The organism is Paenibacillus massiliensis subsp. panacisoli DSM 21345, from assembly GCF_000426545.1.
In the GTDB taxonomy this organism is placed as follows: Bacteria; Bacillota; Bacilli; order Paenibacillales; family Paenibacillaceae; genus Paenibacillus; species Paenibacillus panacisoli.
The window spans coordinates 180,369-193,850 of the sequence record NZ_AUFO01000007.1; the positions used below are offsets into that span (position 1 = coordinate 180,369).

The 13,482-nt window shown below is 51.1% G+C and carries 13 protein-coding genes; 2 read left to right on the forward strand and 11 right to left on the reverse strand.

Going from position 1 to position 13,482, the window contains the following annotated elements:
- Positions 1-124: 124 nt before the first annotated feature.
- The 4 genes from K331_RS0103995 to hrpB all read right to left on the reverse strand — a co-directional run bounded on the left by K331_RS0103995 (position 125) and on the right by hrpB (position 4,116).
- A complete protein-coding gene (locus K331_RS0103995) occupies positions 125-757 on the reverse strand; it encodes a general stress protein (RefSeq protein WP_028589287.1) in 633 nt (210 codons plus the stop codon).
- A 182-nt stretch (positions 758-939) separates the two neighbouring features.
- Entirely contained in the window at positions 940-1,122 is a 183-nt protein-coding gene (locus K331_RS32420) for a hypothetical protein (RefSeq protein WP_211237321.1), read from the reverse strand.
- 60 nt (positions 1,123-1,182) lie between these two features.
- Positions 1,183-1,422, reverse strand: coding sequence for a hypothetical protein (locus K331_RS32425; protein WP_211237322.1), 240 nt, complete (start codon positions 1,420-1,422; stop codon positions 1,183-1,185).
- Positions 1,423-1,512: 90 nt separating this feature from the next.
- The gene (gene hrpB, locus K331_RS0104005; protein WP_036634151.1) at positions 1,513-4,116 is read right to left on the reverse strand and encodes an ATP-dependent helicase HrpB; all 2,604 of its coding nucleotides are present in this window, start codon (positions 4,114-4,116) and stop codon (positions 1,513-1,515) included.
- A 268-nt stretch (positions 4,117-4,384) separates the two neighbouring features.
- On the opposite strand from hrpB, the gene K331_RS0104010 reads away from it, so the two are divergent.
- Both K331_RS0104010 and gluQRS read left to right on the forward strand, forming a co-directional pair.
- Entirely contained in the window at positions 4,385-5,248 is an 864-nt protein-coding gene (locus K331_RS0104010; protein WP_028589289.1) for a HEAT repeat domain-containing protein, read from the forward strand.
- 94 nt (positions 5,249-5,342) lie between these two features.
- Entirely contained in the window at positions 5,343-6,410 is a 1,068-nt protein-coding gene (gluQRS, locus tag K331_RS0104015; RefSeq protein ID WP_028589290.1) for a tRNA glutamyl-Q(34) synthetase GluQRS, read from the forward strand.
- 99 nt (positions 6,411-6,509) lie between these two features.
- Here the strand turns inward: gluQRS and K331_RS0104020 are convergent, their stop codons facing one another.
- From K331_RS0104020 to K331_RS0104050, 7 genes are all read right to left on the reverse strand, one after another.
- Positions 6,510-7,331, reverse strand: coding sequence for an SDR family oxidoreductase (locus K331_RS0104020; protein ID WP_051289608.1), 822 nt, complete (start codon positions 7,329-7,331; stop codon positions 6,510-6,512).
- A 203-nt stretch (positions 7,332-7,534) separates the two neighbouring features.
- Positions 7,535-8,383, reverse strand: coding sequence for a protein phosphatase 2C domain-containing protein (locus K331_RS0104025; protein ID WP_028589292.1), 849 nt, complete (start codon positions 8,381-8,383; stop codon positions 7,535-7,537).
- 14 nt (positions 8,384-8,397) lie between these two features.
- Positions 8,398-9,150, reverse strand: a complete 753-nt coding sequence (locus K331_RS0104030) for a vWA domain-containing protein (RefSeq protein WP_018883269.1) — start codon at positions 9,148-9,150, stop codon at positions 8,398-8,400.
- A gap of 51 nt (positions 9,151-9,201) precedes the next feature.
- Positions 9,202-11,304, reverse strand: a complete 2,103-nt coding sequence (locus K331_RS0104035; protein ID WP_028589293.1) for a membrane protein — start codon at positions 11,302-11,304, stop codon at positions 9,202-9,204.
- Between the two features lie 310 nt (positions 11,305-11,614).
- Positions 11,615-11,890, reverse strand: coding sequence for a WXG100 family type VII secretion target (locus tag K331_RS0104040; RefSeq protein WP_018883271.1), 276 nt, complete (start codon positions 11,888-11,890; stop codon positions 11,615-11,617).
- 219 nt (positions 11,891-12,109) lie between these two features.
- Positions 12,110-12,649 carry a WXG100 family type VII secretion target gene (locus K331_RS0104045; RefSeq protein ID WP_028589294.1) on the reverse strand — a complete coding sequence of 180 codons (540 nt, stop codon included), beginning with the start codon at positions 12,647-12,649 and terminating at the stop codon, positions 12,110-12,112.
- A 5-nt stretch (positions 12,650-12,654) separates the two neighbouring features.
- Positions 12,655-13,479: a hypothetical protein gene (locus K331_RS0104050; protein WP_028589295.1), complete on the reverse strand. Its 825-nt coding sequence runs from the start codon at positions 13,477-13,479 to the stop codon at positions 12,655-12,657.
- Positions 13,480-13,482: the final 3 nt, after the last annotated feature.

Below are 13,482 nucleotides of genomic sequence, written 5' to 3' on the forward strand. Positions count from 1 at the left end.
AGACTCACCTTGGTCTGATCTTGTCAGCTAATATCCGATTATAACTCCTTACTAAATCAAATGCGGGTGTAGAGCCGCTTGATACGAATATTTAGTGTGCAGCATAGGTCAACAGCTGGATGAATTAAAGGATTCGATGGGAATCAGGGTACGCATTGCGAGCAGCCTCTACCCGCCGATCGCGATCCTCATCACGCAACCTTGGCTTTCCCTCGCCGGGGACCACATCTGCTCGTTGATTCACTGGGAGCTCATCCCCCCACGCATAACGATCTGTGTTCAGAGAACGGTTGTCACGAAATGTATTATAGATGTCCTCAGCCCGACCATTCTCATCGACGAGCACCAGAATTTTCCCCTGATCCACAAATTTCTCGTACTCAGCGGCCTCATCCTCCGGAATGCCAAGTCCAACAAGTCCACCTACCAGACCACCGGCTCCCGCACCTACAGCTGCTCCAGTCAAGGTTGCTGCAATTGGGCCAGCCGCTAGGATTGGACCGACGCCCGGAATCGCCAATGCACCAATTCCAGCCAATAGGCCGGCCACTCCACCCAGAACACCTCCAGTTGCAGCTCCTGCGGCTACCCCTTCGGGTGCCCGCGTTCCAGTGTCTTCCTCAATCGCCCGCAGATCGTCCCGATCCTTGGTAAGCACTGAGATCTCATCCTGATGGATACCTTGGCGCTTCAATTGGTCAATTGCTTCCGAAGCCTCTCGCTCTGTATCAAATACTCCTACGATTTTCCTGCTCATGACAGATACCTCCTCGAAGTTTTGAGTAGCATGTCATGTAATTACCCTATATTCATAGATTCAAACGATTGTAAGGAGATTTGCTAGCTTAACTTTGAATCTATTGTAATAAATAGACCAGCATAATATCACTATGAAACTTAGGAAAAAGGACCAGCATATAGCAGCTTCAGCGGTTCAACCTAATCTACCTGCAATGGAAGACAACTTAGAAGCAGCTCGTCGTTACCTATATTTAGCACCACATAAAAATTAGCCGTAGATTGAATGTACAGCAGATCATCTTTTCTGATCATGTTCACGAAGGGATTGGAGGTTGTGGAGAAGATCGCCCATTTCACTCTGTTACTTGAATCGGTCTTCACAATAAACCCTTCATTGCCCATCTCGCCTTCGCCACACAGGACTACCGTCTCTTCATTTACTCATAATGTATCGTTAACTTGAATCGCTGACCAAATGTCGTCCTCGTCATAGCTATTAGAAATGGCTGCTAGTGTGGTCTCTTCTCCATAGTTAAGACGGTATTCCCTCCTAAAGCTGTATATGAATTGATCATTCGGAATGCAGTCGATCTCTACATTGATGACCTTACCTGATTCATAGATGAGCGTGTCAAGGCCCAGCAGCTTATGTTGCAGCCACTGCTCCTGTATTTTATGCATGTATTTCACAGCCTCCTTACTAAGGCTCAGTAGGTAGCATCCAGCGCGGGCTAAACGATCTGGTAGCTCTCAACTGTAGCAGCCTTCATCTCACGCTTTGGGCGTCTGCCGCGGCTTCGCCCGGCTCGTTGGTTCAGCCTCCAGCGGATTATCCGGCCAGTAGTGCTTGGGGTAACGGCCCTTCAGGTCCTTCTTGACCTCAAAATACGCATGACGCCAAAAGCTCGCTAGGTCTGTCGTAACTTGGACGGGCCGCTGCGCTGGTGATAATAAATGCAGCACGACAGGCACCCGACCAAAAGCGAGTCTAGGCGTATCCACTAGCCCGAACACCTCCTGCAGCCGAACATGGAGGGCCGGGGCAGATGGATTCGAGTAATCCAGAGGAATACGCGAGCCGCTAGGCACTCGCACATGCGTAGGAGCCTCTTGGTCCAGTAGCCTCTGCTGCTCCCAGCTGAGCATTCCTGTTAGTAGCTCGGCTGGATTCAGACGCTTCAGATCATCTAGACGTGAGGCTTGGGCTGCATACGGAAGCAGCCAGCCCTCCAACTGCTGTAGGAGTGACTCCTCGCGTACATCAGGCCAGCTTGCATCCTGCTCATGTAGTAACTGGAGTCGAAGCTGCAGCTGTCGCGCTGCCTTGGACCAGTTCAATACGCTTAATCCTTGTTGGCGGATGCCATCCATGAGGGCAGCTGCTACTTCTTCTTGTGACGGGTTAGTCAGCGGCTGATCCTGAAGCACAATAGCCCCAAGTCGGGTCTGCTGACGGGCACGGACCTGCTTCCTGTCTGCATCCCAATAGACATTGGCCTGTATGGTCACGAGCTCGTTCCGCAGACCTGTGAGCTCTTGTTCCTCCACCGGAGCCGCCCATTGTATGGTTCCATCTGCACCCTGATCATCGGCAGCAGCTACTACGATGTAGGATGCCCTTGACAGCAGCTCCTCTTTGACAATGCTGACACCGCGTCCGTTACTCAGCAGGAAGCGTCCATTACCGCGTGCTTGTCCGATTCGATCCGGATACGCATAGGATAACAGAAGACCGCAGTAATTGGAGAGGCTCTTGTAAGTGAAGAGACTATCCACTTTGGAGAGATGCTGAGCTTTGGAGAGATTCTCCATTAATTCAGGCTCAGTTACTGCAGGAACGGTCACAGTAGCGAGAATAGACAGTATTTGTCTACTGCTCATCCATATCCGCTCTACAAGCTCACTGTTCACCTCCCTGTAGCCTCCCACACCGGATTGGCCCGCAGCGGCACGCTTATGTAGCTGCAGCTTTTGCAGTCGATCACGAAGATCTACCCCTCCCCGTGTTAACGGGTCACGCTCCTGGAGTAGAGCTGCAAGGAGTGCGGCTTCTTCTGTTAGTCCGTAGCTGGCTGACCTGATCAGCATATGTCCCAGACGAGGATGTACGCCCATCTTCGCAATGGTCTGTCCATGTGCAGTTATAGCTCCCTCCTTCAGACAGCCGAGCTGCTCCAGCAACTCCTGTGACTGCTGGAACACAGCAGGTGGCGGAGCATCCAGCCACTGCAGCTCCGCAGGGCTCTCCACACCCCATACCGCCAGCTCCAGTGCCATGGAGGTCAGATCCGCAGCCAGGATCTCCGGCTTACGCTCCTCCGCCAGAGCTCGATGCTCTTCCTCACTCCACAGTCTGTAGCATACCCCTGGCCCTAATCGTCCTGCCCGACCACGTCGCTGATCCGCAGAGGCTTTGGATACACGGACAGTTACGAGACGGCTCATGCCTGTATGATGTGAGTAGAGAGACTCGCGACTTAGACCGGCGTCCATCACGATTGTTATGCCTGCAATGGTAAGACTGGACTCAGCGATTGAGGTCGCAAGGACGACCTTTCGTTGCCCGACAGGTGCAGGGCGCACGGCGATATCCTGCTCCTGTAAAGACAGGGAGCCATACAGCTTGTGCACCTGCGTCCCCACTGGCAGCGACTGCTGTGTCAGTTCCTGAGCTGTCCGGTGAATTTCTCGGGCTCCAGGAAGGAAGACCAGCATATCCCCGTCATGCATGCGAAGTGCCTGTTCTATCTTCCCTGCTACGAATCCTTCAAGCGCAGCCATTGCGGGTCTGGGACTATAGATCGTCTCGACCGGAAAGGTTCGCCCGGGACAATGCAGTACAGGCGCTTGCTGCAACAATTCACTTACACTGGACGTATCCAGGGTGGCTGACATCACAATCACTCTCAGATCTGGTCTGAACAATTCTCTTGCCTGCAAGGCCAGTGCCAGTCCCAGATCCCCATGAATATTGCGCTCATGGAACTCGTCGAAGATGAGCAGTCCCACCTCCTCCAAGGCTGGGTCCTGCTGCAGCATACGTGTCAGGACCCCTTCCGTGACCACCTCAATGCGGGTACGGGAGCCGACCTTTGTATCCATACGAACTCTGTAGCCGACCCGCTCCCCTGTCTGCTCCCCTAGAGAAGCTGCTAGACGTGCTGCCGCAGAGCGAGCTGCGAGACGCCGGGGCTCTAGCATAATGATTTTTCGTTCAGCCAGCCAGTCTGCGTCCATAAGGGCCAGAGGTACTACTGTCGTTTTTCCCGCACCAGGCTCTGCAACAAGCACAACCGAGCATTGCTGCTCCAGCGTATGCTGTAATTCGGGAATGATTTGAACAATGGGTAGGGATGTTGTTTCAGTCAATTTCATCGCTCCATACTGTATTCTAATACCTTGACCAATCAAATGTGAGTGTTCATGCTCTATTGAAATCAATGCATCATATGTTTGCGTAATTGCAGCCAACAAATCACGACTCATTATAGCATAGTGGCTCACGTAGTAGTTTTGGTTAATTGGAATGGTGGTTGCGTTCCTGTAGGCGAATAGCTCAGTTGCACATACTTCCCAGTTAGAGCTACACTTAAAGATACATTATTCGGAAAATATATATTGGAAGGTTACAGGAGGAGACACGATGACGCAATTCATTCATCTTGCACCAGAAGACACGATTTCGGCCATTCGGCGAAGCGGTATACGCAAGAGTCGTATCCACTATCCGGAAGCGAGCAGCGGAGTCTTCTGTATGCCTGTCATTGATGATTACTATGCGGTCCATCAGTGGCTAAGGGAGCTTAAGCGCTTCAACAAGAAGAATCTAAAGGCCGTTCATTTTCGTGTACGTGATCAAGAGCAGGTCTACTTTGGTAGCTTTTCAGGTAAGCATCGGTACGGTACTGCCGCAGCAGCGGCTGGCCAATTCAGACAGACAGAAGACCGCATGGGCTTCCAAGTCATCATTCCACGCAGGATCACTGCTGCGGAGATCATTTCTGTACGCTCTGTATCGCAGGTAACCGGCTGGCGTTACTCTCCCACCTCCAAGGGACGTCCCCCTTGTCTATGCCCGGCTTGCTTTTGGACAGGACAATATGATGCGAATCGACTGGTCATGCACAAATTCTCACAAATGCTCACGCAGCTTCGTGAGCCAGAACCTCGCAAGCAGATTCAAGCCTTACAGGAAATTAGTGAGCTAAGGTTCAATCATCCAGGCCGGATCAAGGACTTCGAGCCGCTGCTTCATTTATTAAGCTCGCCTGACACGGAAGTCGTCATCCATTGTCTTGATGCTCTTGCCCAATTCCAGAATAATACGGCTTGGCACGTACTTACGGACCATCTGCACCATCCTGTGCAGCAGGTACAGCTCGCGGCAGCACAAAAGCTGCTACACTGGCGAACCACTCAGGCACAAAAGCTGCTCAACCCCAGAAAGGATGATATTCCTGGACTTCATGAAGTGTTGATGCTATACGGAGAGGATGCAGAAGCCTAAAAAGGCCATATTCACGGTCTTGAATCGCAGCAAATTATAGTCCTTAGCACACAGTACGTGATACATAAATACTGAAAATAAGGAAGCGAAGCCGATGAAGCCATCAGTTCATGATTTGAATCAACCATCACATGCAGGCAATATACCTGATTCCTCTGCAGCTTTCAAGGACCAACACCCCTCTAGAGAAAGACGTGGACGATTTGCGCCCACTCCCTCTGGACAGCTCCATTTGGGCAATGCCAGAACAGCCCTGCTTTCCTGGCTTCAAATGCGCTCAGCAGGTGGAGAGTTCGTATTGCGAATTGAGGATACAGACCTGAACCGTTCTCGTACAAGGATTACCGAAGGAATCATCGAGGACCTCTACTGGTTAGGTATCGACTGGGATGAAGGTCCCGATGTCGGTGGAAGCCTGGGACCCTATCAGCAGAGCTCCAGGCTCTGGAAGTACGAGGCCGCCATGAAGGAGCTTGCGGCAGTAGACCTTCTCTTTCCATGCTTTTGCAGCCGCGCTGATCTGGCAGATGTCGTGCACGCTCCGCATGGCTTGACCCGTGAAGGTCCTCGTTACCCCGGAACCTGCCGTACACTTACCCTGGAGCAAGCTGCGGCTAAGACCAAGCAAAAGGGCCCCTCCTATCGCATACGGGTGGACAGGTTGCCTTCAGACGAAATTCTTTTTGTGGATGCCATGGAAGGGGTAACAACATTTCCTGCAGGCTACGGCGGGGATTTTATCATCAAACGGGCAGATGGGATGTACTCCTACCAGTTAGCTGTTGTAGTGGACGATGCTGACATGCAGATTACAGATGTATTACGGGGAAATGACCTGCTAGATTCCACCCCAAGACAGCTTATGCTATATGCTGCTCTTGGGCTGACTCCTCCACGATTCACCCATGTGCCGCTTGTATATGGCCCTGATGGACGAAGATTAGCCAAACGGCATGGAGGAATCTTTCTTCAAGCGGCACGCAGCCGAGGAATTCGGCCGGAGCAAATCGTAGGCTGGCTAGCTTACCTGAGCGGGCTGCTCGAATACCCTGAGCCTGTCGCGGCCACTGAGCTTATCGCTCACTTCGACCTCGACAGGCTGACAAGAGAAGCTATCCACCTGTCTAGTGAAGATTTGCAGCGACTCCAGACAGCACTGTAGAGTGACTTCCACTTTAGCAGTATTTATACTGTTGGATTCCTTTCAGTCAAGCCTGCTTGAGCAACTTTAGAGCAATCAAGCGTTACAGCAATGTATAGGCTAAAATAAGAGGGACTCTGCCCCATCAATGACAATTTGCGAGCCAGTAATATGTGAGGACTGCTCCGAAGCCAGGAAGGTAACCAGATCAGCAACATTCTTCGGTTGGCCAGGACCATCCGCCAGTGGCTGTCCACCCTCAGGGAATTCTACCGGAATAACAATTTCCTTCAGCCCGTCCGTCTTATCAGTAGTCTCATCAATGTTCGTGGCAATCGCACCCGGGCAGATGACGTTGACGCGAATTTTGGATTTAGCCAGTTCCAAAGCTGCCATCTTGGCAAACGCCGTCTGAGCTGCCTTGGAGGTGCTGTAAGCTGTCATGCCAAAGCTAGTGAACCGCTGATTCCCATTGATCGAGCTCGTAATGATTATACTTCCGCCACCTCGTGCCTTGAGATGGGGAACAGCATATTTTACTGTCAGGAAGGTACCATCCAGATTAATATTGAGCGTCTTCCGCCAATCCTCCAGTGACAGCTCCTCAATCGGCGCAAGCACCCCGTTGATTCCAGCATTAGCAAATACAATATCCAGCCCGCCGAACAACTCCACCGTCTCCAGCACAGCTCTCTCCAGCCGTTGTGAGTCTGAGATATCCACATCGAACGCGCGTGCAGCACCAGGACTGAAGCTGTTGATCTCCTGCTCAGTAACTGCCGTACGCTCATTAATCAGGTCAAAGAGCGCTACCTTTGCTCCCTCACGAGCCATCTGGATCGCTGTAGCTTTGCCTATGCCGGAGCCAGCTCCAGTAATAATTGCTATTTTGCCCTCAAACCGTGGGCCATGCACTGCAGGAAAGTCCACTGGAAACATCATATGTATACACGCTCCTTTGCCATTATTAGCATTCTGTATTCAAGATTACCCAAAATAGCATGGATTATAATCAACTCATTAGTGGATGGTCTTATTGCGGATGCTTAAACCACATTAGGGACGGCAAAGAGCACCGAAATAGCCTGTCAGCTCTCCGGTGCTCTCACTTGTACTTATCATGTTCCGTAACTTTCCCGTATAACCTATGATGTCCCTTGCCAGCCAAGTTCAATGTAGGCTGCGTCATCATCCAGTCCATTTGTATGTCGCGCATCTAGCAGGACCTGGATTTGATCATCTGGTAGCCAGTCTCGAATAGCATCCAGGTCAGACAGCCCATCCGTGTACATTTGGAGACGGATTGAATCCTTGGGGGATAGCTTGAATTCCTGCCAGTGCGGTTCGCCCCCGACAGGGCCCCGAGCAGAAGACCAGCGCTCTCCCGTCTGGAAGGAGCCACGGAACATATGCTCCAGTTCCTGATCTCCCTGCCATAATCGCAGACGTGAATCCCCCTGCCAGGCGAGAATCATACGCCCCTTCTTACCGCTGCGAGCTGGAAGTTCGATTTTTCCACATATGTACATCGACTGACTGCCTTGCTTGCGCTTGTCCTCCAGCACATTTCGGAGCATCTCCGATACATGAGACAACGACTCGGCTGCCAGTTCGCTTGCTGCGTCTGCTGCGAGTGATTTCAGATAGGACTTGAATCTGGCGGGGGTAATGTCGCTCTCGCGCTCCATCCAGTCCAGCAGAGATGAGCCCAGAAAACGGGCTGCGAAATCTCCGCGATAGCTCATGCCCACCCCGTCACATACAACAAAGCTGCAGCTCCCGTCCTTAATCCGAATAGCCGCAAAATCCTGGCCGCTCTCTCCTACACTGATAGATTCCGCTGCCCGTCCATAACCATAGCGACAGTAGAACCGGCTTTGAATTGAGGTCAATGGTTGCTCTCCCATCTGGGAGCTGATGTATTCAAATGATGTTCCCTTCTGCTCCTGCTCTCTACGCTTCTTCAAGGATAACAGTGACAGCAATGGCCTCATAGACAAATACCTCCTTACCTCACTGGTGTAGCTGCTGACATTTGAAAACCGATGGATATCAGCTCGGCACAGGTACCTGGCAGCATCATGGTGGCCCCTTCACCCAGCTGATAATCTGCTTCATATAGCATTTCACGGTAGCTCTCTGGCAGCTTGGAGGACATATTGCGCAGCTTGATGGCATGCTCGTCCTTTAGCTCTGTCTCGTCAGTAATCCCCTTCCAGCGACGCGGGTCCGGAATGGGGCTATCAAGCAAGCGATCCGATATAAAAATATTCTCCACCAGCACGTTGCCGTCCGGAACACTCATGGACATAATCCGCTTGGCGATTGGCTCCGGATCGTCCCCTGTCGACACACCATCTGTCATATGGCATACGAGTGGAGCCGGACAATCCTGCATGCTAGGTAGCTCTGCCTGCAATATACGCTCTGCCTGCTGAAAAGCCTTGGCCGAATCCGAGAAGCGCTTGGGTGTCAGATCAGGCAGTGACCCGATGGCCGCAATCTCATCAATACCCTTGATACCGTTCAGTAGGTCATACACATCGTCACTATAGGCCAGAATCGCGATTCGATATCTGGGTGTCAGGCGATTGCCCTTCGTGGAACGAAACACCATCTGTCGTATCGCTAGAGACAGTGCCTCGTACACCACATCCATTCTGCGCCGTCCATCCATGAGCATATTCATGGACGCACTGATGTCAATCAAATAGATAACCAGAGCCGGAGTTCGTTGGGATGCTTGTATACTGTAATTCATTGTTTATGGTCACCTCGGTCAGCCATTAATTTCTCTAGTGTCCCGCTCTGGTCAGATTTTCGGAAGTCTATAGTCTGAATTCCCCAAGAAATTATAGATCGAATTCGCCCGATAGCCGACTTCACCTACTGATTTATAATAGCTAGGGTCCTGATTATAGATTTGGAGGAACTGCTTGGCAAATGTTTTTGCCTTGTCTGTACGTCCTCCTTCTTGTGAGCTATAAGCCTTGTTATAGATATTAATCAATTCAATAACGTTGGCTTTGCGCTCTGCTGCCAGTTGCTTTTTACGCGCCTCAGCCGCTGCCTTTTCTTGGGCTACCTTGGCATCGCGTTCCTTCTTCCATGCCAGATAGGACTCATACTTGGCCTGGCGATCATATTTATCCTGCAAGGCCTGTTTGTCTGCCTCGGCCTGCTTCTGCTGCTTCTTCACTGCTTCGGCTGCCTCCTTGGCTTTAAGATCAGCTTCAGCCTGTAGTCGCTTCTGCTCTTCCTCCTCTTGCTTCTTCAGTACAGCTAGCTGAGCTTCCTTGGCTTGATTATCTGCTTCAGCTTGAATACGTGCAGCCTCCTCAGTCTGTCTGCGCTCCTCTTCCTCCCGAGCAGCCTGCTCCAGCTGAGCTGCAGCCTCCTGTTGCTTGGCATGATCTCGATCTGCCAGAATCTGCACCGTCGGAATAGAGGCTACCAGTAGCACCGCTACAGCAGCGGATGTAATCATTACCTTCTTCGACTTGTACCAGGCAGGAGTCTTGGGCTTCTCCACAGGAGGCGGATTCAATTCGGCTTCGAGACCATCAATAGCTGCCCGAATCTCAATCTGCAGGGGGCTATCCTCCTCTGTAAAGTGATACAGAGAACGATAGATCTCCAGAGCTGCCGCGAGCTTGTTCTGCTGCTCCAGCTCACGCGCTTCATCGAATAAGCGATTCATCACACCTTTGTCGCCCCGCATCTCAGCGGAATTAAGTCCCGACAAGGCTGCCTTGGCCTCTTCACTCAGGTCCTCAACGGATAGTTGTCTTCCTACTGGGCTTCCAGCCACTACACTTGTCTCTGCAGCCTGTCCTACCCTTTCGGTGGCATAAGGTACAGGTCTGGATGGCGATGGCTGCCCTGCCACGGAATCGGACAAAGCAAGCTCGTCCGAAGACTTAGCGGCGGCCTGGTTGTTCCCGCTTGCAGAGCGTGGAGGCACGGATGACATATAGTTCTCCATCCGCAACGAGCTAAGCACCACCAGCCATTCTCCAAAGGTAGGACAGCTACTCAAATCCTGACTGTCCCAGGCCCGCTCGAACAATTCAGAGACCTTGGTCCCCCAGCGGGTTTGAAGGGATTTCTTCAGTATGTGATAGCGCTCGGATGGACTCTGCATTTCATGCTGGTCAAAATAACTCTCGCCCCACGCTTTGTCAACGACAATGGCATCGGACCAGCCCATCATCTCCGCGATGATGACTGCCCCTGCAAAACGATCTGCGTAGCCGCTCCACATGCCGCTAGACACCGTTCTGTGTGCAGCATATCCCGGTGAGCCGGCCAGCAAGGAATCAGGCCTGTCCAGCTTGGTGCTGTACATTTGCTCGACATCCACCAGCTCCACGGGTGATCTTCCATCTGGCAGTTCTACTTCAGAAAAAAACGGAAGCATGACATTGGGAGCAGACAGATCACAATGAGCCAGACCGCGCTGCTCCATAGATGAACCAATGCCGGCCAGCGACTTCGCCAATGCGAGGCTCTCAGCAGGGGTGAGCACCCGTTGCTCTGTAATGCAGTCGAACCATGTCATACCATGGACCCATGGCATGAGGACCGCATACAGCAAATCCGGCTGCGCGGCAATTAAGTCTCCGTTTCTTTCGGGAGTGAGCACGTCTCTTTTGCAGACCTGCAGGCCAGGGATATTTCCGTAGGCTTCCATGTGCTCCGATTGGTATACCATGGAAGGTATACGGAACTTAGGAAAAAATACCTTTAACGCTTTGGCTTCATGAAGCTCTCCATTAGGTGCAAGCAATTGATAGACAATTCCCTGTCGACCTGCCTGCGCGTAAGCAATACCAGGTGCTGCAGGATGGCTGCCGACAACGTACCTCTTTCCATTAATCAGCAATTCATCCCCAGGGTTGGGTTGAAAAGACATTCGACATCCCTCTCTTTTACTTCGATCGGTAGGTTATACATGACTGTAGAGGATTGCTCATCCTCTAGCATGTCAGAATCCACTTTAATGATGGTGTATGCTTAAATGACAATGTATGGCAAGAAAACCGGGTGTCCTAAGAGCGCCCGGTTTTCTTGCTTGCAGCCTATCGCCGATCTAACGATCAGCCTATGCTGCTCCATACATCCATTGTACAACAGGCCTCCCGCCGTGAACACATGCGAGGTGTTCAGCACCAGCTTGACTCTGTATCTTTAAGTAGGTGCAACTACGGCTAACAGAAGCACTGTTACTTCGCTTGGTCCACTGTACGGAATTTATTGGCAATAGCAGTCAGCTCTTGGCTGATGCTGTTCAATGTTTGAACGAACAATTGCATTTGCTTGCTAGCTTCCTGGAACTCCTGGAAGAAGCGTTGCTTTGTCATACCTTCCCATTGGCCTTCCATGCCTTGAATGGATTGTGTCAGGCTGGAAACGATCTGCTGACTTTGCTCGCCACTTTGTTTAAATTGGTTCGCCACCTGATCTACTTGTTCTGGTGTAATTAAAATACGTCCTGCCATGGAATGAATCCTCCTTGTTGAGTTAAATTGATTTGGATGAAAATGTTGGGAATCGAACTGGTTCAAATTGTACTATAACCTTTTTTCAGATGACAAAAGGCAAAAGACCTAATCCTTATTACCCCATTTCCCTCACATAAAACACATCTTTAGTAACTTTTAGGAGACGGCAGGTCCCATATGACTGCAAGCTGGCATTAGATAAAAGTGAATCAAAGCTTAGCTTTGTGCAGCTGCATGTTCATTACGTATGAATGCTGGATCGGAGAAATGCCAGTCGCTAGGCTGCTCCAAAGACGCTTGTCGCAGAATATCACCGTGCAGATCAACCGCACGATACTCGGCTCCTCTAATGACGGTCATGACAGACGAGGGGTCTGAAATATTCATCATTCGTTCACCCTGCTCGGTCAGCAAGGCGGATGTTCCTGAGAAGGAATGTCTGAACATCGTAGCTGGCCGGGCTTGGCTGGAGTGGGCAAAGGACAAGATGGTGCTGTACTGATGATCTGCAGTCTGGAATTGATCGGCCTTGGTGTTCAGCTGAGTCCCCATCGTCCGAAGACTGGAATGAATGTGCTCGGAAAGCCTCCTGGCCTGCTGCCATTGCCGCAACACGTCCTCACGGGCAGAGGTCTCCCAGCTCATGGATTGAAGTGCCCTTTCCAATTCAGATGTCAAATGTTGAATCTGCTCCGCCGCGTTGTGTAGCTGACTGCTAAGCGTTCGAAGCACATCCGGTTCTACACGAATGCGCATGTCTATCACCTTTCTTCTGTCCCTGCAGACTGTCTTAACCAATCAAGGAGTAATGCCAAAAACTGCTCCTGCGTCGTTAATGTAGCAATCAACCAATCCCCGTTACCGACTGAGCTCATCCGATACAGCCAGCTCATGGAACCACATACCGTAAAGGCTGCACGCTGTGATTCCCATTCCTGTCCGTTCCATACCAGAAGGGTAAGCTCCCCTTCAGACACCTTGGAACAGAGCGTCTTGGCCAGCATAGCTGCTCCCTCGGGATCACCACTGGCTTCGGTCAGCATGGCACGAATTACTTCTGTGTTGTTTTTATCGGCCAGCTTATTAATTTCGTGAAATCTTTTTTGGGAGAACATTAGAGCCGGGGATTCGGCTGGCACCTGTTCACGCCATCCCATCTTCTCAATGATTGTTTCACAGGCGTTCTCTACATCACCAAGCTCACTTAAGCGGTACTCATCTTCATCCGACTGCGCGAGCTCTACAACCTTCTCGTTCGTGCAATGAAGATAGCCCTCAAATCGCCTGCCATCCCTCGTATACTCGATTAGACATGCTCTTCTGGATAGTCCGGCAATAGCAACTCTTGAGAAGACGGTCGGCGGAATTGCCAGCTCGCCCCCCTCTTCCATCTGCCGCAGATAACCCTTCTCCAGCAATGACGTCTTTACCTCTTCCCATTCTCGGGTTAGCTCCTCAGCAAGATATCCCTGAAATGGATCTTCCACGCCCAGCAGTCTCTCCGATCCAAGTACACCTGCCAGAAAAAACAGCTCCTTGGATTTCAGATGTATCATTTTTTGTTGGGATACTTCAAACGTTAACATTAT